Origin of the sequence: Nocardia callitridis (genome assembly GCF_039543305.1) — a bacterium.
Taxonomy (GTDB): Bacteria; Actinomycetota; Actinomycetes; order Mycobacteriales; family Mycobacteriaceae; genus Nocardia; species Nocardia callitridis.
The window spans coordinates 349,612-373,513 of record NZ_BAABJM010000002.1; the positions used below are offsets into that span (position 1 = coordinate 349,612).

13 protein-coding genes are annotated in these 23,902 nt (G+C 67.3%); 8 read left to right on the forward strand and 5 right to left on the reverse strand.

The annotated features are described in order from the left end of the window. The first annotated feature begins 218 nt into the window (after nt 1–218). Nucleotides 219–2,384 (forward strand): acyl-CoA dehydrogenase, encoded by a 2,166-nt coding sequence (locus ABEA50_RS10410; protein ID WP_345495048.1) that lies wholly within the window; start codon nt 219–221, stop codon nt 2,382–2,384. A gap of 28 nt (nt 2,385–2,412) precedes the next feature. Continuing rightward, nucleotides 2,413–3,825: an amidohydrolase family protein gene (locus ABEA50_RS10415; RefSeq protein WP_345495049.1), complete on the forward strand. Its 1,413-nt coding sequence runs from the start codon at nt 2,413–2,415 to the stop codon at nt 3,823–3,825. Between the two features lie 25 nt (nt 3,826–3,850). Here ABEA50_RS10415 and ABEA50_RS10420 read toward each other — a convergent pair whose 3' ends face one another. Then, the gene (locus ABEA50_RS10420) at nt 3,851–4,252 is read right to left on the reverse strand and encodes a hypothetical protein (protein ID WP_345495050.1); all 402 of its coding nucleotides are present in this window, start codon (nt 4,250–4,252) and stop codon (nt 3,851–3,853) included. Between the two features lie 198 nt (nt 4,253–4,450). On the opposite strand from ABEA50_RS10420, the gene ilvD reads away from it, so the two are divergent. From ilvD to ABEA50_RS10440, 4 genes are all read left to right on the forward strand, one after another. Beyond that, on the forward strand, nt 4,451–6,157 hold the full coding sequence (ilvD, locus tag ABEA50_RS10425) for a dihydroxy-acid dehydratase (RefSeq protein WP_345495051.1): 1,707 nt from the start codon (nt 4,451–4,453) through the stop codon (nt 6,155–6,157). 93 nt (nt 6,158–6,250) lie between these two features. Then, the gene (locus ABEA50_RS10430) at nt 6,251–6,994 is read left to right on the forward strand and encodes a caspase family protein (RefSeq protein ID WP_345495052.1); all 744 of its coding nucleotides are present in this window, start codon (nt 6,251–6,253) and stop codon (nt 6,992–6,994) included. Nucleotides 6,995–7,192: 198 nt separating this feature from the next. Further along, a complete protein-coding gene (locus ABEA50_RS10435; RefSeq protein ID WP_345495053.1) occupies nt 7,193–8,488 on the forward strand; it encodes an NtaA/DmoA family FMN-dependent monooxygenase in 1,296 nt (431 codons plus the stop codon). Between the two features lie 530 nt (nt 8,489–9,018). Then, nucleotides 9,019–9,630: a methyltransferase family protein gene (locus ABEA50_RS10440; protein ID WP_345495054.1), complete on the forward strand. Its 612-nt coding sequence runs from the start codon at nt 9,019–9,021 to the stop codon at nt 9,628–9,630. On the opposite strand, the gene ABEA50_RS10445 is transcribed toward ABEA50_RS10440, so the two are convergent. Further along, nucleotides 9,588–10,097 carry an alpha/beta hydrolase gene (locus ABEA50_RS10445; RefSeq protein ID WP_345495055.1) on the reverse strand — a complete coding sequence of 170 codons (510 nt, stop codon included), beginning with the start codon at nt 10,095–10,097 and terminating at the stop codon, nt 9,588–9,590. The genes ABEA50_RS10440 and ABEA50_RS10445 overlap by 43 nt on opposite strands. 215 nt (nt 10,098–10,312) lie before the next feature. Here ABEA50_RS10445 and ABEA50_RS10450 point away from each other — a divergent pair, with 215 nt between their 5' ends. Continuing rightward, nucleotides 10,313–11,404, forward strand: coding sequence for an alpha/beta hydrolase (locus tag ABEA50_RS10450; RefSeq protein WP_345495056.1), 1,092 nt, complete (start codon nt 10,313–10,315; stop codon nt 11,402–11,404). A 233-nt stretch (nt 11,405–11,637) separates the two neighbouring features. Here ABEA50_RS10450 and ABEA50_RS10455 read toward each other — a convergent pair whose 3' ends face one another. From ABEA50_RS10455 to ABEA50_RS10465, 3 genes are read right to left on the reverse strand one after another with little or no spacing between them, the layout of a single operon-like run. Further along, on the reverse strand, nt 11,638–13,041 hold the full coding sequence (locus ABEA50_RS10455; protein WP_345495057.1) for a condensation domain-containing protein: 1,404 nt from the start codon (nt 13,039–13,041) through the stop codon (nt 11,638–11,640). 50 nt (nt 13,042–13,091) lie between these two features. Further along, the gene (locus ABEA50_RS10460; protein WP_345495058.1) at nt 13,092–14,543 is read right to left on the reverse strand and encodes an MFS transporter; all 1,452 of its coding nucleotides are present in this window, start codon (nt 14,541–14,543) and stop codon (nt 13,092–13,094) included. Beyond that, entirely contained in the window at nt 14,540–21,019 is a 6,480-nt protein-coding gene (locus ABEA50_RS10465) for a type I polyketide synthase (protein WP_345495059.1), read from the reverse strand. The genes ABEA50_RS10460 and ABEA50_RS10465 overlap by 4 nt, the downstream gene beginning before the upstream one ends. Nucleotides 21,020–21,554: 535 nt before the next feature. Here ABEA50_RS10465 and ABEA50_RS10470 point away from each other — a divergent pair. Then, nucleotides 21,555–23,768, forward strand: coding sequence for an MMPL family transporter (locus ABEA50_RS10470; RefSeq protein ID WP_345495060.1), 2,214 nt, complete (start codon nt 21,555–21,557; stop codon nt 23,766–23,768). Nucleotides 23,769–23,902 lie beyond the last annotated feature (134 nt).

A 23,902-nucleotide genomic window follows, 5' to 3' on the forward strand; every position in this document is an offset into this window, starting at 1 on the left:
GCGCGCCGCCACCGTCACGGGCCGACCGTTCGGTGTTCGATCATTTCAGTTCGCCGGAAAATCTCGCACGGCACCTACCGGCGCGCCCGACTTCGCACTTCGTGACAGCTGCGGGAGTCCGGGGCCGCATCGGCCCGTCGTGCAGTTGGCGCGAATCGCTTCGGAGCGTTGCTATGCGGTGTACGAATGGACGTGTCGTTTCCGGCGTGAGGAGTGCCATGGGTATCGCGGTCACCGAGGACCATCTGGAGTTGGCGCGGGTGGTTCGCTCGTTTCTGGCCGAGCGCGGGGCTCGTGGGCGGGCACGGGAACTGCTCGATGCCGAGAGCGAGCAGTTGCCCGCGTTCTGGAGCGAGCTGGGCGGGGTCGGCTGGCTGGGGTTACACATTCCCGAGGAGTTCGGCGGGTCGGGGTTCGGGTTGCCCGAGCTCGTCGTCGTGGCGGCGGAATTCGGTGCGGCGGTGGCGCCGGGGCCCTTCGTGCCAACGGTGATCGCCTCCGCGGTTATCGCGAAATATGGTTCGCGGGAGCAGAAGTCGCGGTTGCTCCCCGTTCTGACCGATGGGTCCGAGGTCGCGGGGTTCGGCCGCGGCGGTTCGGCCGTCGTGAACGGCGGTGTGGCCGAGGGGGAGACCGATGTCGTTCTCGGTGCGGGGCTGGCCGATGTGCTGGTCCTCGCGGTCGGCGCCGACGTACTGATCGTGGAGCCCGCACGCCCCGGGGTGGCGGTGGAGGTGCCGGACAATCTCGACCCGACCAGGCGCAGCGGCCGGGTGCGGCTGCGCGGTGTCGAGCTGGAGTCGAGCGAAATCATCGCCGGTGCCGCGGAATTCGCCGTGGCGGTGGCGCGAACGCTGGTCTCGGCCGAGGCGGTCGGTGGCGCACAGGACGCGCTGGAATCAGCGGTGGAGTACGCGAAGGTTCGCGAACAATTCGGTCGCACCATCGGCACATTTCAGGCCGTCAAACATCACTGCGCGAACATGCTCGTACACGCCGAGACGGGTGTCGCGACCGTGTGGGACGCCGCACGGGCCGCGACCGAGGACGACGAGCAGTTCCGACTGATCGCCGCGGCGGCCTCGACACTCGCGCTCGCGGGATACGTCCACAATGCCGAGCTGAACATTCAGGTGCACGGCGGAATCGGGTTCACCTGGGAGCACGACGCCCACCTCCACCTCCGTCGCGCCGCGACACTCGCGGCCCTGTTCGGCGGCCAGGACGGCCCGCGTGCGGTGTTCGACCTCGCGGTAGGCGGAGTGCGGCGCGCGAACAGCCTCGACCTCCCCGAACACGCGGAAACCCTGCGCGCGCAGGTCGCACAGGACGTGGCCGAGATCGTCGGCCTCGATGACGCGGCCCGCCGCAGGCGACTGATCGCGACCGGCTACGTGATGCCGCACTGGCCGAAGCCATGGGGTCGCGCCGCGGATGCGGTGCAGCAGTTGGTGATCGAGCAGGAATTCGCCCGCGCGGGCCTGGAACGACCCGATTTCGGTATCACCGGATGGGTGATCCTCACGCTGATCCAGCACGGGACCCAGGACCAGATCGATCGGTTCGTGCTGTCCGCGCTGCGCGGCGAGGAGGTGTGGTGCCAACTGTTTTCGGAGCCGAACGCCGGTTCCGACGCCGCGGCGGTACGCACCCGCGCCACCCGGGTCGACGGGGGATGGGTGCTCAACGGCCAGAAGGTCTGGACCAGCGGTGCCAAGGAATGTCGTCGCGGACTGGCGACGGTACGCACCGATCCGGACGCGCCGAAGCATCGTGGCATCACGACCGTGCTGATCGATATGGACGGTGCGGGCGTCGAGGTGCGGCCACTGCGACAGATCACGGGCGGTTCGGATTTCAACGAGGTGTTCTTCACCGACGTGTTCGTGCCCGACAGCGATGTGGTGGGCGAGCCGAACGCGGGCTGGACGGTCGCGCGCGCCACGCTCGGCAACGAGCGGGTCAGCATCGGCGGTGGGCTCGCTGGCGACGAGGGCGCCACGAAACTCCTGATCGGACTTGCTGAGAGCGCGCAGGACCGGGTGACAGGAACCCCGGAAACCGTCGGGCGCTTCCTCGCCACGGACCAGGCACTGCGCCTGCTGAATCTGCGCAGGGCAGCGCGCAGTATCGCGGGCGGTGCGCCGGGACCGGAAGGCAATGTCACGAAGTTGCTGTTGGCCGAGCACATCGGCGATCGGGCACGGATCTCGGCGCGTCTGCTCGGCGACGAGGTCGCGCTGGCATCCGGCGCCGCCGGCCTGGTCGGCAAGATGCTGCTCGGGGCGCGCGGGATGACGATCGCCGGTGGGACCTCGGAAATCGCTCGGAACCAGATCGCGGAGCGCATCCTCGGTTTGCCGCGCGACCCGCTGATCAAGTAGCGGCGACCGGCGAGGGCGGAACACAGTGGTGGACACGCTGTTTCAGGAGGTGCGGGTTCGCGGCCGCCGCTGCGATGTGCGTGTCGCCGACGGTGTCGTCACGCACATCGGCCCCGGTCTTCCTGTCGAGGGCGCACGCGTCATCACAGGTGGGGACGGCGCTCTACTGCCCGGCTTGCACGAGCACCACTGTCACCTGCTTGCCTGTGCGGCCGCAGCCGATTCGGTCTCGTGCGGTCCGCCGCAGGTGCGGACCGCCGCTCATCTGCACGACGTGCTGTCCTCGGCGGCAACCGAAGTCGGTGCCACCGCGTGGATACGTGGTGTCGGATACGACGAGTCGGTGGCGGGCGCACTGGATCGCGCCGCGCTCGATCGATCTACCGGTGCGATCCCGACTCGCGTCCAACACCGTGGCGGCAGCGTCTGGTATCTCAACAGTGCGGCGATCACCGCGCTCGACCTGGACATCACCGGCCCCCCTGGCACCGAACGCGACGCCGCCGGCTACGCGACCGGGCGATTGTGGCGGGCCGACCGGTGGCTCGGTGAGCATGTTCCATCGCGGGCCGCACCGGATCTGGGCGCACTCGGTCGAGCGCTGGCGTCCTACGGGGTCACCGGTGTCACCGACGCGACCCCTGAACTGACCGAGTCGAGCACCGAACTGCTGCTCGGGGCGCACGAAAGTGGAGTACTCCCACAACGATTGACGGTTCTCGGTGCCGCGAATCGCGCCATGCGCTCGGCAGGAGTTCTGGACGGCCCACGCAAGATCGTGGTGAGCGATCATGAACTGCCCGCGCTCGACGAGCTGATCGCCACCATTCGATCGGCACGCGCCGCCACCGACGCCCCGGGAACCGTCGCGGTGCATAGTGTTACGCGCGAGTCGCTCTTTCTCACCCTGACGGCCTTGGCGGAGGTCGGCACGCTGCCCGGCGACCGGATCGAGCACGCGGCCGTCGCGCCGGACGAAGCGATCGACATCCTGCGAGAACTGCGACTGGTGGTGGTCACGCAACCCTCGCTGCTAGCCCTGCGCGGCGACGACTACCTCGAACGGGCCGAGCCGGGCGACCGCGAAATCCTTTGGCGCTACGGGGCGTTCCTGGCCGCGGGTGTCCCGGTCTATTGCTCGGGCGACGCACCGTACGGCGCCCTCGACCCCTGGGTGAGCATCGCCGCAGCCACACGCCGCACCACCCCGAAGGGTCGGGTCGTCGGAGCGCAGGAGCGGGTGAGCGCCGAAACCGCGCTGAGCGCCTACTTCGCCCACCCCGAGCTCGACGGACGCGCCCGCACCGTCACCGTTGGCGCCCCCGCCGACCTGGTTCTGCTCGACCGGACGCTCGAGCAGGCACTGCACGATCCCGACAGTCGTTGCGTACAAAGGACATTCATCAGCGGTCGAGAAGTGTTCGACCGGGAGAACGCATAACCCCGACCCCGGCAGGCGCCACGACCTACGGCACCAACTGCCACAGCAGATTGCCCGGATCGCGACCGTTCACGGTGGGGTTGCAATACAGCGGCTCACCGTTGACTCCCGTGGTCTCGTCATCGATGCCGAAGCAGTCGTCAGCCGGGCGCGGCGGGGTGCGCGGGTCGTTGGGGACCGGGTCGGGGGTGCTCGACCAGATGGCGGTCTGCGTGCCGCGCACCTGCGCGCAGTAAGCGCTCGCACCATCGTCGGTGTGCGCCGCCGGGGCACCCGTGGTGCAGTCCTCGCCCAAGTGCACGACCGACGGTGCCTGTTGTTCCGGTGCGCCGTCCGCGGTGCCCGCGAGAGCGATCGCCGTTCCTCCGCCGAACAGCAGCGCGGCCGTGGCCACGCCGAAAACCGAATTCCGCAAGTGTGTGGTCATGTCCATCACCCCTAACTGTGCGATGTCATCGGGTTGCCTCACCGTAACTCGCTCGGTGTTGTTGTGCCCAACGAGGGGGACAGACGCCGCCGTATCGCCGGGAAATCGGTGCGCGAGGGCGGCGGAGTGGGCGAGAAAAACACCGGATCGACACGCGGTCGCCTGTGCGAGCGCGCCAAGGCGAGGATGATGCCAACCATGGCAACAGATCCGAACGGCCACGACATCAAACCACGCAGTCGCGACGTCACCGACGGACTCGAAAAGACCGCGGCCCGCGGCATGCTGCGCGCGGTCGGCATGGGTGACGACGACTGGGGAAAATCCCAGGTAGGTGTCGCCTCCTCATGGAACGAGATCACCCCGTGCAACCTGTCACTCGACCGGCTCGCCAAAGGGTGCAAGCAGGGCGTATCCACCGCGGGGGGTTTCCCGCTGCAATTCGGCACGATCTCGGTGTCCGACGGCATCTCGATGGGACACGAGGGCATGCACTTCTCGCTGGTCTCGCGTGAGGTGATCGCCGACAGCGTGGAGACGGTGATGCAGGCGGAACGACTCGACGGCTCGGTATTGCTGGCAGGTTGCGACAAATCGCTGCCCGGCATGTTGATGGCCGCGGCCAGACTGAACCTCGCCAGCGTGTTCCTGTACGCGGGTTCGACCTTGCCCGGTGTCGCGACGTTGTCCGACGGCAGTGAGCGCGAGGTGACGATCATCGACGCGTTCGAAGCCGTCGGCGCGTGCGCGCGTGGGCTGATGAGCCGTGCGGACGTCGATGTCATCGAGCGGGCCATCTGTCCCGGCGAAGGCGCGTGCGGCGGCATGTACACCGCGAACACGATGGCCAGCGCGGCGGAGGCGCTCGGTATGTCATTGCCGGGCAGCGCCGCACCGCCGGCACCCGATCGTCGTCGCGACGGATACGCCAGGCGCAGTGGGGAAGCGGTGGTCGCACTGATCCGGCGAGGCATCACCACCGCCGACATCATGACCAAGGAAGCCTTCGAGAACGCCATCGCCGTGGTCATGGCGTTCGGCGGTTCCACCAACGCCGTGCTGCACCTGCTGGCGATCGCGCACGAGGCGAATGTCGAACTGTCGCTTGCGGATTTCGCGCGCGTCGGTGCGCGGGTACCGCATCTGGCCGACGTGAAACCGTTCGGCCGGCACGTGATGACCGACGTCGACCGCATCGGCGGTGTCCCCGTGGTGATGAAGACGCTGCTGGACGCTGGTCTGCTGCACGGAGATTGCCTCACCGTCACCGGCGAAACCGTTGCCCAGAACCTGGCGGGTATCGCGCCCCCCGATCCCGACGGCACCGTGCTGCGCGCACTCGCCGCACCGATCCATCCCACCGGCGGCATCACCATCCTCGGCGGCACGCTGGCCCCCGGCGGTGCTGTGGTGAAGTCGGCGGGCTTCGATTCCGACGTATTCCTGGGAACAGCAAGGGTTTTCGACCGCGAACGCCCCGCCATGGACGCGCTCGCCGACGGAACGATCGCGGCCGGTGACGTGGTGGTGATCCGCTACGAGGGCCCGAAAGGCGGCCCAGGCATGCGCGAGATGCTCGCCATCACCGCGGCCATCAAGGGTGCTGGCCTAGGCAAAGACGTCCTCCTACTGACCGACGGCCGATTCTCCGGCGGCACCACCGGCCTCTGCGTCGGCCACGTAGCCCCCGAAGCAATGGACGCCGGCCCCATCGCCTACGTTCACGACGGCGACCAAATCCGCCTCGACGTCGGCGCGGGCACCCTCGACCTCCTCGTCACCCCCGAAGAACTAGCCCGCCGAGCCGTCGACTGGAAACCCTTGCCGCTGCGCTACACCCGAGGCGTGCTGGCCAAGTATTCGAAGCTGGTGGGGTCGGCGTCCTACGGAGCGGTCTGCGACTGACCGATCACGGACCGGCGCAACAGCTCTGGTTCGGTGGGTGCGGCCAGTCGACGCGTGGCAGGCTGGTGCTCAGTTCGAGAGTGGGGAGCGCGGGTGGACACCGGGCGTGCGTTGCTGGTGGGGATCGGTCGGTTCGATGCGGATCTATCGGGAGGTGAGGTTCCGCTCGGTGAGTCGGTGTGGTCGGACCTGCCGTTCGTGGATGAGGTGGTGCCGCCGGTCGCTGCGGCGCTGAGTCGGTTGGGGTACGCCACCGATGTGCGTCGGGATATCGGTGGCGAGGCGTTGTGGGCGGCTGTGGCGGGGGCGATCGGGTCTGCGCGCGTCGTTTACGTGGCCTCCCACGGGAAGCCGAGCGGTTCGAACCCACATCGTGTGGATGTGGTGCCCTCGGATGCCAGGGTCGGTCCCGGAACGAACGCCGCGCAGTGGGTGGACGACGCACAGGAGTCGGGGGTCCCGACGTTGTTCCTGCTCGACCTGTGCCGGTCCGGGCGCGCGGCGGCGCTTCCGCATCTGGTGCACGGTTCTCATGCGCCTGCCAACGCGTGGGTGATCGCCGCGTCCGGTGCGGGCGAGGACGCCTACGACGGGCGATTCAGCATCGCGTTGGCCGAAGTGCTGCAAGATGTCGCCGACACCGGGTTGGATACCGATCCGTCCGTCGAAACCACCGGCGCCCGCGTGGTGGTCGCCCATTCTCTCGGCGGTATCGGACGCACCTTCGAGGGCGTCGATATCGACGAGCACACGGTCATCGACACCTTCGACTTTCACCTCGCCAAGAATTACCTCGCCCACCAACGCCTCGGCGCAATCCTGCGCGACACTCTCTGACACCATCCGCTAGCCACTCGAATCCGCACGCCCACAACCACACGGGGCTCGGTCCTTCGGGTAGGTGGCCAGCTGCCACAAGGTCGGGCCCGCACCGAAGTAGGCCGCGCGGAAAGAATTCCGGTGATCCATACTCTCGTCGGCGCGCTTACTCGGTGGTGGGGTGGGTCGAGTGACGATCGTAGCGGGAGTGTGTCGATGAGCGCCGTACGGCGGCGCACGCTGAAGACGGTGACCGGCGTCAGTGGAGCGGTGAGTGTCTATTCGGCGGCGGTTGATCCTGGGCGCTCGACGCTCGAGTCGTCGGTCGAGATCGCGAAGGCGGCCGAGGCCAATGGGTTCGACGCGTTGTTCGCGGCGGATCTGCTGAGCTTCGGTGCGCAGGGGGCGATCGGTGCGCAGGAGCCGTTGATTTTTCTCTCGGCGCTGAGTGCGGTGACCTCGCACGTCGGCCTGATCGCCACCGTGACCTCCACTTTCCATCACCCGTACAACCTGGCTCGCCTGTTCGGCACGCTCGATCACGTGAGTAATGGGCGGGCGGCGTGGAATGTGGTGACCTCGTCGGTGGGCGAGGAGAACTACGGGGATCAGGATCTGCCCAGCCCGGAGGAGCGGTACGCGCGCGCAACCGAATCGCTGGAAGTGATCAACGCCCTGTTCGACAGCTGGCAGCCCGGAGCGCTCACCCCGGACGGTCGCGGCGGCACGGTGCTCGACGCTGATCTGGTGCGTCCGATCGCGCACACCGGCGAATTCTTCACCGTGCAAGGGCCGCTGAACATTCCGCCGCTGCCGCAACGTCGTCCCGTGCAGTTCCAGGCTGGCCAGTCGGCGGGTGGGATCGAGTTGGGCGCACGCTTCGCCGAGGTGGTGTTCACCTCGCTGGCCACGCTCGAGGACGCCGTCACCTACGCCAAGCGCATCCGTACGCGCGCCGCCGAACTCGGTCGCCCCGAGGGGCTTCCGCGCATCATGAGTTCACTGCACACCACCTACGGTGCCACCGAGGCCGAGGTACGCAGGCTGGTGCGCGAGGCCGAGGAGGCGACGGATCTGGATGCGGGCCGAATCCAACTGGAGGATATGTTCGGCGGCGGTGTCGATCTTTCGGATCTGCCGTTGGACAAGCCGATCCCGCCCGAGCGCCTGCCCGATGTGGCTTCGGTGAACCGCCGCCGCGGTCGCGTCGAGATCTTCTCCGAGCTCGCCGCCACGGGCCGGACCCTGCGCGAATTGATCATCGCCGCGAAGGACACCGGCCACTGGGCGGTGGCGGGCACCCCCGAGCAGATCGCCGACGCCGTCGAAGAGCGCTGGAACGCGGGCGTACTCGACGTCCTCTCACTCGGCGGACTCGGCGAACTGCGCAGCCGCGATTTCCTCACCAACGGCCTACTTCCCGAGTTGCGCCGCCGCGGCATCGTCGGCAGCGACTACCTCGGGCAGACCTTCCGGGAAAACCTGGAACTGCCACCATTGCCGCGTCGATAGCCCGCACTCCAAGCTCTCCGACCTGGCAGGGAACGCAGAGGGCGACAATGAACGCCCCCGAACAGCGGTCGGTGCCGAAGTGCTTCGGCCCGCGCGACGGCTACATCGGTGGACGGCTCGTTCCGCACTCGACACGACAAGGGTCGCAAGGGGCCGGACCGTCGCATCGGCGGCCAGTGTCTCTGACGAGGTACCGGCACCGGCTGATCGGTTCAGCCGCCTCTGCCGTGCCATTGAACTGCGCACCGGGGTTTCGCGTCCTGTCGGCCGAGTGCGGCCCTGACGTGCGCCAATCTCAATGCGATGCGCTCTAGCGGCCCGCATCCACGGGCCGTCATCGGACTACCACCCGCAAACCGAGAAACGCTCGCCCGCCGCGATATGACCCATGGCCGCGCGACAAAACCCAATCGTGTTGTCCGGCAGCGCATCAATCGTGCGCCGTCGAAGTTCACCGTGATCGGAGTCGACGCGAATCAGGGGCTTCACCGATGTCGCCGAACGCTCATGTCGCTTAGCTTCGATAAGGAATGAGTGCCGAAGTCGCAGGAGTGAGCGTGAATATCGCGTTGGTCGGGATCTGGGTGTGGACTGCGGTCGAGGTCGTGCTGAGGGTGCGAGATCGGCTGCGGCACAGGGGGTCTACTGCCAGAGACGGCGGGACGCGACCGCTCATTGTGGTGCTGGTGGTGATCGCGGTGGCGGGTGCGGAGCTCTCCGACGTGTTCTTGCCTTCCTCAAGTGTGCTTCTTCTGCTGGGGGCGCATGCGGCGTGGATGGCGGCCGGGGTCGCGATCATGGTTGTGGGGTTGGTGGTGCGGCTGTGGGCGATCACGGTGTTGGGTGCGGCCTTTCGCACCACGGTCGAAGTCGACGAGGACCAGGTCGTTGTGGACAACGGGCCCTACCGCTGGGTGCGCCACCCGTCTTACACGGGTGCCCTCCTGATCATTGTCGGTTTCGGAATCGCGGAAGCCAACCTGATCTCCGTGCTGCTCGCGGTCGTGCTCGCGGTCGTGCTCCCGGTACTCGCGTTCGCGCTACGCATTCGGGTGGAGGAGCGTGCGCGGGTCGAGACGATGGGTGCGCCGTACGAGAACTACCGGGCACGCACCAAGGGGTTGGTACCCGGCGTCTGGTGATCCTGGGTGGCTGCCAAGTGCGTGCCGAAGAACGTGGTGAGCGCGGCGACAGCGGGGGTGACGTGCTCGTCCTTGTCGTAGAGCGAGATGTGTGTTGCGCCGTCGATGACGAGGAGTTCCTTGGGCTCCGCGGCTTTTTCGATGGCGGCGCGGCTGATGTATGCGGTGTCGGCGTCGGATCCGATGATCATCAGGAGGGGGCGGGGCGCGATCAGATGGATCAGTGAATAGGACTCGTACTGGATGAGCTGGTCGAGGTTGCGCACCGGCCAGGGTTGGACGGCGCGGGGGTGGTAGCCGCGCGGTGTGCGGTAGTACTCGTAGGTCTCGGCGTCGACGGCGTCGGTGATCCACTCCTGGAGACGGATCGGCTCGCCACGCGCCTCCGCGCTGCGTGCGGCGGCGGCGAGCTCGAGCATGGCGTGTCGTGCCTGCGGGGTCTGGTTGCCGCCGAGTCCGTCGCGCATGACGGTGCCGACGTCGCCCGCGTTGACGGTGGCGACGGCCTTGATGCGAAGGTCGGTCTGGGCGGCGTAGGGAACGTAGCCGCCATTATGATGACCCCCAGCACGCGCACCCTTCGATTGGCGATCTTCCCAAATTCCCCGCGATAGCTCGCCCGTCGTCGGCGCAGGTCTTAGCCTCGGGCGAAGTCTTGTCGCAGAGTTGGGGAAGGTGGCGCGTGGACGTCCAGATCGTAGGACGCGCCGGTCGACGCGCCGCCCGGGGAACCAGGATTGTTGTACTCGCGGTGGCGGCGGTGTGTTTGTGCGCGACGGGCTCGGCGATCGCGGAGCCGACCAGTCCCATCACTCCCGCGCGTGCACTGGACTCGGCGCAGCCAGCCGCCAATGGTTCCCGCCTCACCGCCGCCGAGCAAGGACCGGGTCGGTTGGTCGAGTTGACCGTGTTCTCCGCGGCGATGGGCAAACCGATCACCATCGAAGTGCTTCCTGCCGTGGATGATTCGGTCCCGGCACCCACGCTGTATCTGCTCAACGGCGTCGACGGCGGTAGCAGCGATGGCGACTGGAGCACCGGCGACAACTGGCTCACCAAGACCGATGCCGCGAGCTTTTTCGCCGACCAGCATGTGAATGTGGTTATGCCGATCGGTGGCGGTGGCAGCTACTACGCGGATTGGCGCCACGACGACCCGGTACTCGGCAAGCAGCTGTGGACGACGTTTCTGACCAAAGAGTTACCGGCGGTGGTGGATTCGGCGTTCGGGACCACCGGTGCGAACGCCGTCGCCGGCCTGTCGATGTCCGGGGTTTCGGTGTTCCAATTGGCCATGGGCGCACCCGGTTTCTACCGCGCCATCGGTTCCTACAGTGGCTGCGTGCGCACCAGCGACCTGCAGGGTCGCGCCGTCGTGGATTCGTTGGTGACCAGTCAGCGCGGCAATGTGGACAATATGTGGGGTCCGCCGAACGATCCGGCGTGGGCGGCCAACGACGCGTACCTGAACGCCGAGAAGTTGCGCGGCACCACCATCTACGTTGCCAGCGGCAACGGGCAGGCTGGGCCGCTGGACACCTTGGACGGCCCTGGCATCGACGAGGACCCGGCGAAGTTGATCGACCAGCTCACCGTCGGCGGCATTCTCGACGCGATAGCCGGTCGCTGCACGATGCAGCTGGGGGATCGGCTGCGGGAGTTGAACATTCCGGCCACGGTCGACGTTCGCGCGCGCGGCACCCACTCCTGGGGTTACTGGGAGCAGGATCTGCACAACGCTTGGCCGTCGTTCCGTGCGGCGCTCGAGCGTTGAGTGCCGATAACGCCCCTGCTGGCAGGCCCGGCTCGTCCGCGCCAACGACGCGAGGTCGGTGGGGCCGTTGACGAATGCTGTTCGGCGCGCCTGAGGTGCGCCTCCGAAGGCCCTGTGGAACAGGCGGATTCGCTGAGGTAGGCGCTGGCTCGGTCGCGGATCGGCGGCAATGGCGGAACATGCTCGCGCACACCGGCCCGAACAACCGATCGAGCGTGAACGAGCGCTGAAAGTCAGCGCGCGACGACGGTTTTCGTCACCTCGAGAAACACCGACTTCACCGTGGTGATGTAACGCTCGACCGACTCGTGTGCGCCGGGGGTGTCGGGGTAGATGACACTCAGTGTGGTGCCGGACGGTAGTCGGTTGATCCATATGAGCACCTGCTCGGTGGTGGCCCGGTTGGCGTATACGCCGCCCTGCGCGACATCGAAGTACTCGTTGCCCGCGAAGTCACGCGCGTCGACGTAGGAGATCATCGGGTTCGACCAGCCGGGTCGGACGCTGATTCCGGTGTCGTCGGCGGGCACCAGCTCGAGGACGCGGTGAAACGACACCTGGGTGAGCTCGAGTCCGTTGCTGTAGGCGCGCTGCGCGCTGGCGGCCATGCGGGCGAACGAGGCGCTGGACCCGATCGGGAAGGCGACCGGGATCAGCGCGACATACCAACCGACCGAGGCGATCTCGGCGATCGAGCCACGGGTGCTGATGGGGGTGATGGTGAAGAAGTAGTCGTTGTCGACGAGTTGGCGTTCGGCCAGCGCCGAGACGGCGAAGATACCGCCGGTGAATTCCGCGCCGCTGTCGCGGCAGACCTGTTCGAAGCGTTGCGCCTCGTCCTCGTCGCACAGCGGGATCGTGCGGTGCGCGCTGCGGGTGTATCCCTCGTTGCTTTTACCGAGATCCAGTGCGAACGAGGGCAATTCGCCGTCGTTGGCGCGCACGAGTTGCAGCCATTTGCGGACGCCGGGGGAGTTGAGGGTGAGTTGATCGGAGTAGGCGCGCTCGCGTTCGCAGTACTCGATATAGCTGCCCGGCGTGATCAACGCTCCCGCGTCTTGGCCCCCTTCGCGCAGGTACAGGTGCGCCAGCTCGTAGCACGAAAGATACTGTGCTACACCGTCGGTGTGCAGGTGATCGACGGCGAGGTACACGGTCGTCGATCCGTGGTGTTCGATGGCACCGAAGGTGAAGCAGTCCCACTGGAACGGCCCCGGGGTCGTCTTCTGCACGTGCTCACGGATGGCCTCGGCGTTGTCGATCTCGCCCTGCTCGACGGAGACGAACTCGACATCCTGCTCGGGAACGAGATGTCGCCGCACCGTCCCGTCTCGTTCGATCGCGAACCAGGTGCGAAAGGTGTCGTGGCGCAGGAGGAACGCGTTGATGGCGCGCGTCATCGCCGCACGGTCGAGCACGTCGGGAATCTCCGCGGTGACCACGCACAGCCCGGAGAACCGGAATTCGGTGGCGGAGTTGCGATCGGCCGCGCGCAGATATTGCTCCTGCTGATGCGACGGTCGGGCGGGATGCGCTGGCGCACCTTCGGCACGCGACACCGATTCCGGCGAGGCGACCCAGCTGACGAGATTACCCGGGACGGGCTCCCATTCGTCGATTAGCCCGAAACTGACCACGGGTAACTCCTAGATTCGTCGAAACAGCACGCCGCGGGGCGTGCGGGTTGTCAGGTCGGCGCCGAGGCGGGGACGGAATCGGGCTGTTGCTGTGGCGCCGAGGGCAGTCGAAGCGTCAACGCGCCCATAGCGATTGCCGTCACCGCGATGGCCGAAAAGATCATGATGCTGCCGTTGATGGTGTGCGCCTGGAAGAACACCGCGCTGAATACCGCCAGACCGACGCCGTTGCCGATCTGTTCAATGGTAGGCAGCATGCCCGAGGCGGCATCCATCTGCCGTTGGCTCAGTGCCGCGAGCATCATCGGTTGCAATTGCACCCCGAACAGGCCGACACCGAGGCCCGCGAGGAAGATCGGCCCGACAACCAGGGGCAGATTGATCTGTCCGTCGGTGAGGTACAGATACACCGAGCCGATGGCGACGAAAACGCCGTACCCGGTGATGCCGAGCGCGAGAACGCGCGCGCCCCAGCGCTGTACCAACCATGGCGATGCCAGTGCGCCCGCTCCGGCGCCGAGGGCGAACGGCGTCATCGCGATACCGGTGCGCAGCGGCGAGAAGTGCAATTCGTCCTGCAAGGTGATCGAGATGGCGAATACGAACGCGGTGAACAGGCCGAAGAACAGGGCCACGAGGATCGAGCCGACCGCGAACCCTCGGTCGGCGAACAGGTCGAGGCGCACAAGGGGACTGCCGCCCCCGCGCGCCGAGCGACGCTGATGCAGCAGGAATACCGCACCCACCGCGAGTGCGGCGACGATCACCAGCGAGGGGATCGGTTGCCACCCGTTCTGCTGGATCTCGGCGAACGCGTACAGCAGCGCGAACAGGCTGACGCACGACAGCAAGATGCCGCCGATGTCGAACGGTTGGCGTTCGGTGGGTTTGCCGAGATGCAGGAACTTGTAGGCGAGCCCGAATGCCAGCACACCCATCGGCACATTGATCAGGAAGATCGAGTGCCAGCCCGAGCCCCACGCGTCGATGGTGATCAGCGCGCCACCGACGATCGGACCGAGCATGCCCGCGAAACCACCGACGAGGCCGTAGAGCGCGAAGACCTGGGAGTGGCGTTCGCGGGGGAAACTGGCGGTGAGGATGGCGATGGTCTGCGCGGCCATCCCAGCACCGGTGATGCCCTGCACCACCCGCGCTGCGACGAGTTCGACAGCGCCGGTGGAAATTCCGCACCACACCGAGGCGGCGGTGAACGCGACCACGGAGGTGAGGAACATCGTGCGTCTGCCCACCCGCTCGCCGAGCCTGGCCGCGGGCAGCAGCGTGCAGGCGAAGGCCAGCGAGTACCCGGACACCACGAGCAGCTGTTGGGAACGCGACGCCGCGAGGTCCTCGGTGATCTTCGGCAGTGCGGTATTGACGATCGTCACGTCGATCATCTGCATGAATACCGCGATCATGCATCCGCCGAAGGCCAACCAGGCGCCGAGGTCCTGCAGGATCCAATCGAAGGGGCCCCGGGTATCCGCTTGTTCGGTCACAGCGGCGAGCCGACGGGTTCGGGTGCGGCGGCGGGGGATTCGTCGGCGCGGTCACCGTTCTGTCCCGCAGCCGAGGCGCCGTTGCCGTTGCTCGCGGCCGACTCGGGGGCCTGCGCCGGTGGCGCGACGAAGGCTTCCGGTGAGGACGGCAACCCGGCTTGCGCGGTGTTGTCGGTGGCGAGGATCAGTTCGGCCACCTTCGGACCCGCCTGCTCCAGGCTGAACGATCGGCCCATTTGCAACGACATCAGTTCGATGCCGAGCTGCTTGCCGACGCGGGCACCGAATTCGACGGCCATCAGCGAGTCCAGCCCCAGTTCGGGAACCGGGATCGTCAAGTCGATCGACTCCGGTGCGACACCCATCACCACAGCCAGCTGCTCGGCGAGCATCCTGGCGACCGCCTGTCCACGCTTGCTCTCGTCGAGTGCGGCGAGTTCGGCCCTGATCTGCGCCAGCGCCGAATTGTCCTGCACCGAGGCCGCGACGAGCGCGGCGAGCCTGCCGGTGCGTGTCATCGCCGGGAACGCGGCGGTGAGCTTGTTCCAGTCGGTGGGGATGATCGCCGCGCGCGCGACACCGAGGCGCAGCGTCTGTTCCAGGTACACGGTGCCGTCGACCATGTCGATCGGCGCGAACCCGGCCACCTCGAGGTACTTGGCGACCTTGTCGTCGGTCGCCATGCCGCCGGTGGCGCCGGACATGTGCCCCCAGCCGACGCAGAGTACGTTCTCTGCGGCGCGTGACCACTGCTCGGCCAACGATTCCACCGCGACATTCGCCGCGCAGTAGTTGTACTGGCCGAAGATGCCGAACATCGAACCGCCGGAGGAATACAGCACGAACATGTCCAGCCGGATACCCGCGGCGGCGACGGCGGCGTGCAGCGCCTGCGCCCCATGGACTTTCGGTCGATAAACCTTGTCGAGTTCGGCCTCGGTCATCAGCGCGATCCGGTTGTCGGCCACCGCGCCAGCCGCGTGGAAGATGCCACGCAGCGGGTGTTGGTCGCTGTGCACCCTGTTCACCAGTGCGGCGACCGCGTCGGCATCGGCGACGTCGACGCGCTCCTCGATGATTTCGACGCCACCGGCCCGCCATGCCTCGATCTGCTGCTCGGCACCCTCGGTACTCGCGCCCGAACGCCCGACCAGCACCAGCCTGCGCGCACCCTTGGTGCTGAGCCAGCGTCCGGTCGCCAGACCGAATCCGCCGAAACCGCCGGTGATCACATATGTTGCGGCACTGTCGATCTCGACCTCGGGCAGGTGCGGACGCACCAGTGGTGTTCCCGCGTCCATGTCGATGGCGATCCTGCCGAGCTTGTGCGAGCGGATCACCTCATCGAACGCCTTCGCGACGTCTTCGGTGGAGTACAGCTCGTAGGGCAGTGCGGTGTACACGCCGGACTGGATCTTCTCGTATACCCGTGCCAACAGCTCGGCCAGCTGCTGCGGACGTACCGCGCACATCCGGTCCAGGTCGATGGAGAAGTAGGAGAGGTTCTTGTCGAAATTCGACAGCTCCAACAGGCCGCCGGTGTAGACGTCGGCCTTGCCGACCTCGACGATCCGTCCGAATTCGACGACCGCCTTGAAGTTCTGGCGCAGAATCTCGCCGGGCGCGGAGCTGAGTACCACATCGGCGCCCTTGCCGTCGGTGAGGGCCAGCACGTCGTCGGCGAAGTTGAGCGAACGCGAGTTCAGCGCGTGATCGACACCCTGCGCCTTGATGTGCGCACGACGCTCCTCGGTGCTGGCGGTGCCGATGATGCGCGCGCCCGCCGCCTTCGCGACCTGGATCGCCGCCGAGCCCACACCGCCCGCCGCGCCGTGGATCAGCACGGTCTCACCCGGCTGTACCCGTGCGAGGTCCAGCAGCGCGTATTCCGCGGTGCCGAACGACGTTGTGCTGGTGCAGAATCCGGGTTCGGTGCCGGCGGGCAGCGGGATCACGTGCAGCTGGCCGACAACGTGGTAGCGCCGCATCATGCCCTTGGCGGCCACGGCGACCACATCGCCGACGGCGATGTTCTCGACGCCTTCGCCGACCCGCACCACGGTGCCGACGCCCTCCATGCCGGGGGAGGTGCCGAAGAACGTCTCCGCGAGTTCGCGTTCGCCGAGGATGCCCATCACCTTCAGTGGGTCCTTGTAATTGAGCCCGAGGACCTGCATCCGCACCTCGACCTCGCCCGCACCGGGCGCCCTGCGCTCGGCGCGCCGCCACGCGAGTGCCGAAAGCAGCCGGGACTTGGGCAGTTCCAGCGCGAAATCGGCTTCGGGATCTTCCAGTGGCTGTGCGGTATCGAGTTCGTCGATGCGCTCCTGCAGCGGTGTGGTGACGACGGGAACCCAGCGCTTGTCCGCGCGTAGCAGCACCTCGTCGGAGTTGTCGTAGGAGAATGCGCCCGGCACGGTCAGCTCGGTCGTCAGGTGCTCGATCGAGGTCGCCGGTTCCACATCGATCAGCCGCCAGCGCAGTCGAGTCTGCTCGTTGAGCAGGACTCGCCGCGCGCCCGCCAACGCCGCGTGCTTCGGCTCGGGAGCCTCGGTGCTGCCGGGGAGGGTGAAGGCGCGCTCGGTGATCAGGGTGACGTGCGCGGTCTGCTCGGCGGCGGCGAGCGCGTCGTCGGCAGGGGTCAACGACGCGGTGACGAACCCGTCGACAAGCACCGCGATCCGCTTGAGCGTCCACAGTTCGGCGAGATCGTCTTCGATGACACCGGCCACCGCGACGACGTGCAGCCGCTGCGTTCCCTCGTCTGCTTTGGCCTGAAGCTGCTGCACGAGTGGGGTTTCCCACTCCGCACCGGTCGTGGTGATCAGCTGCGCCCCCGGGGTCGCGGCGGCGAGCTCGGTCGCGCGGTCGGTGTCCGCGCCGAGCGTGACGATCACCGTCGCGTGCGTGCCGGCCGGCGGCAGCGCGGCGGGATCGATCGGTTCGCGCTCCTCGATCGTGTCGGCATAGTAGAAGTCGACCATCCGACCCAGCGGACTCATGCCGGGGTTGAGCGGACCCACCTGCACGCCGACGAGCCGCAGCACCAGGTTGTGCTCGGCGTCGAGCAGGTCGACGTCGGCGCTGAGCCGGTGTGCGCGGTCGCGGCGCGCCAGCACGGTGACCTCCTCGGGCAGGGGAGCGAACTGGCGCACCCCGGCGACCGACACCGGCACCATCGCGCCTTCGCCCATACTCTCGTCGGCGAACAGCAGCGCCGCGGTCTGCATGGCCGCGTCGACGACGGCGGGGTGCGCGATGTGGCCGGAGTCCTTGGCGATCGTGGCATCGACGGTGGCGACAACACCCTCGCGACCCGCCCGCGCGGCGGTGACCCTCCGGAACGCCGGTCCGTACTGCAGACCGCGTGCCGACAGCGCCGAGTAGAACAGTTCCGGCGAGAAGTCCACGCCCGCCGAAAGATCCGGCAGTTCTACTGTCTCGGTCTCGTAACCGGCGGTGAGTAGGCGGCCGGTAGCGTTCACGGTCCACACGGTCCCGGTCGCGCTGCGCGAGCGAATCATGAAGCGGCCGCTGCCGTCCTCGACGCTGAACTCGACCATCGGGACATCGGGTGCGCCCATGATCAGCGGTGCGACGAAACGAACCTGCTCCAGTGCCACCCGCTTGTCGCCCATGCGGCTCGCCGCGGCACTGAGCGCGGCATCCAGGTACGCCGCACCTGGCAGGATGCGCACGCCGCCGACCACGTGATCGACGATCCACGGCAGCAGTTCGGTGCCGACCTGCAACAGCCAGCCCGACCTGCCCTCCATGTCCGGGTCGCCGAGCATGGCGTAGCCGCCGGGGGTCCCCGACTTCATCTGCTCGAAGATCGGCAGCGGATTGTGCAGTTTGGTGCGCTGCCACGGGTAGGTCGGCAGGGTCACGTGTGGGGTGGCGGGGAGGTTGTCGGGGAACAGCACATCCAGATCGAGCACCCCGGCGCTGTAGAGGCCGATGAGCGTGGAGCGGATGCTGTGGGAATCGGGTTGCTTGCGGTCGAGGGTCGCGATCGTCGCACCGTTCTCGTCCGCGTCGAGCAGTAGCTCGCGGATATTGCCCGAAAGCACCGGGTGTGGACCGACTTCCAGGAAAATCCTGCTGCCCGCGCCGACGAGGTTCTTGACGGCGTCGGCGAAGCGCACGGGCTGGCGCACGTTCGCGCACCAGTATTCGGCGTCCCATCCGTCCTCGGTGACGAGCTCACCGGTGACCGTCGAGTACAGCTGGATGATCGGCGCCTTCGGGGCCAGGTCGGCGAGTTCGGTGCGCAACTCGTCGAGGATCGGGTCCATGAGCTTGCTGTGATACGGCACCTCTACCCGTAGTCTCCGCGCGAAAGCGCCTTGCTCGGTGAGGGTTTCGGCGATCTCATCGAGCCGGTCGACGTCACCGGAGAGGGTAAGCGCGCTGCCGCTGTTGATCGCGGCGATGTCCACGGATTCGTCGTCGCCGACCACCTCGCGGGCCTGCTCCAGGCTCAGCCCAACGGCGAGCATGCCGCCGGTGCCCGCGGTCGTCGCCTGCAAACGAGCGCGGTGGTAGGCGACCAACACGGCCTCGCGCAGGGTGAGCATCCCCGTGACGTAGGCGGCCGACACCTCGCCGACGCTGTGGCCGACCACCGCGGCCGGTGTGATCCCGTACTGTTCGAGCTCGCTGACCAACGCCGCCTGCACCAGGAAGTTCGCGGGCTGGGCCACTTCGGTGGCGGTGACCCTCGACTCTTCCTCCGACTTCAGCAGTTCTTCGATGATCGACCAGCCGGACACGGCGCGGAACTCGACGTCGATCTGCTGCGCGGTCCATGCGAAAGCGCCTTCGGCACCGAGCAATTCGCGTGCCATCGCCCACCACTGCGGGCCCATGCCGGAGAAGACGAACACCGGCTCGGCCCCGCGGCGCGCGACGGTGCGAACCGCGTCGCGTCCCTCGCCCGAGGAGTATGCACGCAGTTCACGAATCAGATCCGCCGATTCGTCGATCAGCATGCCGGTGCGGAACTGGTGGTGGGCCGAGCGCGTCCATGCGGCTTCGGCCAGGCGGTCGACGTCGACCCCCGAGGCAAGCAGGTCGGCGTAGCGGTCGGCGATGGCCCGCACCGCGGGGGCGCTGCGTGCCGAGAGCGGGAGCACGCCGTAATGCCTTGTGGGGCGCGCGGTTTCCGCGCCGACGCGAGCGTCGGCGAATTCCGACAGAATGGCGTGCGCGTTGGTGCCGCCGTAGCCGAAACCGTTGACCGCGATGGTCATTCGGTCGACCTCGGTGCCGACCGGTTCGGCCTCCAGTTGGATGTGCATGCCCAGTTCGTCGAACGGGATGTCGGGGTTGGCCTCGTTCAGCCACCCCTGCGGCGGGATGGTGCGGTGGATAAGCGCCAGCGCCGACTTGATCACGCTCGCGATGCCGGAGGCCGCCTCGGTGTGCCCGATGGTCGCCTTCACCGAACCGACCCCGAGGGTTTTGTCCCGCCGATCCGCCACGCCGTACACGCTGCCGAGCGCACGGATTTCGATCGGATCGCCGACCGGGGTGCCGGTGCCGTGCGCCTCCACATACGTGACGTCTTCGGGGGCGATGCCCGCTCGTTCGCACACCGTGCGGGCCAGTAGTTCCTGCGAATCGGCGCTGGGGACGGTGATCGCGGTGGTGCGGCCGTCCTGGTTGGAGCCGGTGGCCTTGGACACGGCGTAGACGCGGTCGCCGTCGCGCAGTGCGTCTTCGAGCTTCTTGAGCACGACCATGCCGCCGCCCTCGCCGCGACCATAGCCATCGCCCGCCGCGTCGAACGACTTGCAGCGGCCGTCCTCGGCGAGGAAGCCGCCCTTGCACATCATTACGAAGGTCTCCGGCTGCAGCATCACATTGACGCCGCCGGCCAGCGCGACCGTACAGTCACCGTTGTCGAGCGCCTGACACGCGAGATGGAACGCGACCAGTGACGACGAGCACGCGGTGTCGATGGTGAGTGCGGGTCCGGTCAGGTTGAGCGCGTACGAGATTCGGTTCGAGAGCATGGTGTAGGAGGCACTGGCCGCGGTGTGCATGTCCACGTGTGCGAGCGCGGGACCGACGACGCCGACCACCGACTGGTCCACGACGAACCCGCCGACGTACACACCCGCGGTCTCGGCCGCCGCGCGGCCCGCCATCCCGGCGTCGTCGAGTGCCTCCCAGGTCACCTCGAGCAGCAGGCGCTGCTGCGGGTCGAGTCCGGCGGCCTCACGGGGGGAGATGCCGAAGAAGTCGGGGTCGAACTCCCACGGGTCGTTGGTCATGAACGCGCCCCGCTTGGTGTAGCTGCGGCCGGGGGTGCGCCGCTCGGGGTCGTAGTATCGACGGTAGTCCCACCGGCTGGCGGGAATGTCGACAACAGCGTCTCGCTTGTTGACGACGAAATCCCAGAAGCTGTCCGGCGAATCTATGCCACCGGAATACCGGCAGCCAATACCGACGATAGCGATGTCCGACATCCCGTTCCTTCCGAACTCGGGCACTGGCGAATAACCATTCCTCCGGTACGGGAACGGTCGGTTACCTACTCCGGTTTCCGCGGCGAGAGTGCCCTGACATGATCCGATACGGTCGCGGCGACGCTGGGCAGGTCTCGAAATCGCACGTGCCCGTGCGCCTTCCGCGCCTCGCTCGGATCGTGCCCGAACCCTACCCACGCATCGGCCGTTCTCGCAGAGTCGAATTGGAACCTTCGAGCCCGACACAAGCGCGGTGGGAAATCTTTGTGAACTGTCCCAGTCGGTTGCTATCTGCGGCGGTCCGGCGACTGCGGATCGGGTGTGTCGGGCGATTCGAACGGCCTCGTCGGCGGATTTCGACGTGCTCGGAAACTACGTTTCCGGCGAAGCCCTGGTGCGGTTCACAGTTGACGCGACCGACGCTTGTGTCATGGGCGAGTGTTGCGCGTACCCCCTGCGCACGGCCCGAAATGATCAGTAGCGTGCCAGACACACGACGGACCGAACCCACAGTCAGGCACGAGGAGAACAACGATTGTTCGCGCAGTTCGCACGGTGGGGAGACCGGGTAGTGCGGTGGCGGTTCGCGGTGATCGGGGTGCTGGTCGCCGGTTTGCTCGGCCTGGGCAGCTACGGACTCGGGCTCGGCGCCCACCTCAGCGCGGACGGCTGGGCCGACCCGAACTCGGAGTCCGCGCAGGCCTTGGCGATCAAAGACGCGGCATACGGGCGTGACCGCACCGCCGACGTTGTGGTCGTCTACAACGCGCCGGACGGCAAGACCGTCGACGACCCGGAATTCGGCCGCGCGATCGTCGAGCACCTCGACAGCCTGCCGCGCGTCTATCCCGACGAGATCGCGAAGGTCAACGGCGCGTACTGGCAGACGGAGACCGGCGTGGCGCAACCGTCGTTGTTCGCCACCACGGACAAGAAACACGCCTTCGCGTCGGTCGCCATCGCGGGGGAAGACAATACGCACGCGGCGCGCAATTTTCGAAAGGTCAAGGACGCCTTCGCGATTCCCGGCATAGACACACAGGTTGCCGGAGGTCAGGCGGTCGCGGGGGCGCTGAGTGACAGCATGGTCGAAGACCAGCAGCGCATGGAGCTCATCGCCATTCCCGCCGTCGCGGTGCTGCTGTTCATCCTGTTCGGCGGGTTGGTCGCCGCGGTGCTGCCGCTGTTCATCGGTGCGCTCACCGTGCTTGGCGCGTGGGGAATCGTGCGGGTGCTCACGCATTTCACCGAGGTGAACACCTTTGTTTCCCCGGTGGTTTCGATGATCGGTCTCGGCCTGGCCATCGACTACGGACTGTTCATCGTCAGTCGGTTCCGTGAGGAACTCGACGGTGGGCACGACGTGGCCGCGGCGGTGCGGCGATCGGTGCTGACCGCGGGACGCACCGTGCTGTACTCCGCGATCATCGTCATCGCGGCGACCGGTGCGATCCTGGTGTTCCCGCAGGGGTTTCTGAAATCCTTCGCCTTCGGCACCATCGCCACCGTCGCGCTGGCGGCACTGTCGGCGCTCACCATCCTGCCCGCGCTGCTGGCCGTGCTCGGTCGTCGGGTGGACATGCTCGGGTTCGCCCGGCTGCGCGCCGGCAGAGCGGACACGAGGATCGAAGACGGGTTCTGGGGCCGGAGCGCGGGCTGGGTGATGAAACATCCCCGTGCGGTGGCGATTGCGCTGCTGCTCGGACTTATCGTGCTCATGTTCCCCGCGCACAACCTGTCGTTCGGCAACATCACCGAGCGCTACCTGCCGCCGGACAACCCCACTCGACTGGCGCAGGAACGCTTCGACGAGCTGTTCCCGCTGCGCAAATCCGATCCCATCCAACTGGTGATGATCTCCGACGACACCGACGCCGTCGGCGCGATTCGCACCGTCGCGAATTCCGCGCCGGGACTGGCGGGGGAGTTCGACGTGCCGAGCGGAGCGCCCCTGCGCGCGGACGTGTTCAGCATCGATGCCGCCCTCGTCGACAACAAGAACGCCGACGCGACCATCGACTATCTTCGCTCGATCGATGTGCCTGAGGGCACGACGCTGCTGGTCGGTGGCCCGCCCGCGGTGCAGAAGGACAGCATCGACGCGCTGTTGCGGCTGATGCCGTGGATGCTGTCGCTCGTGCTGGCGGTGACCAGCGCGCTGCTCGTGCTGATGTTCGGTTCGCTGGTCCTCCCGCTCAAGGCGGCGTTGATGAACGTGCTGGGGCTCGGTGCCACCCTTGGCATTTTGACCTGGATCTTCATCGACGGGCACGGCGCGGGGCTGCTCGGTTTCACGCCGCAGCCGATCATGTCGCTGACCCTGGTGCTGATCACCGCGATCATCTACGGCCTTTCCACCGACTACGAGGTCTTCCTGCTCGCCCGCATGGTGGAGGCGCGTGGTCGTGGTGCGAGCACCGAGGACGCGGTCCGGATCGGCACCGCGCAATCGGGTCGGATCGTCACCGCCGCCGCAGTGATCCTGCTCGTGGTCACCGGTGCGTTCGCGTTCTCCGATCTGGTGATGATGCAGTACATCGCCTACGGCATGATCGCGGCGCTGTTCATCGACGCCACCATCCTGCGCATGCTGCTCGTGCCCGCGGTGATGGCTTTGCTCGGCGATCGGTGCTGGTGGGCGCCGAGCTGGCTCAGGCGCGGCCACAGACGGTTCGGGCTCGGCGAATCCCCGCTCGACGAACCCGGTGGGTCGACGGCTGCCACGCGGTCCAAGGTTCCTGTGTCGTAGCCGGGGGTGTCTCAGCCGAGGGCGATCCGGCGACGGTCATGCGCGGTGCTCGGCGAATGGGGTCTTGACCATTCGCACGAATTCCCACACACTACGACGGCACCGGACACTACTGTCCGGTGTTGCGATGGTCG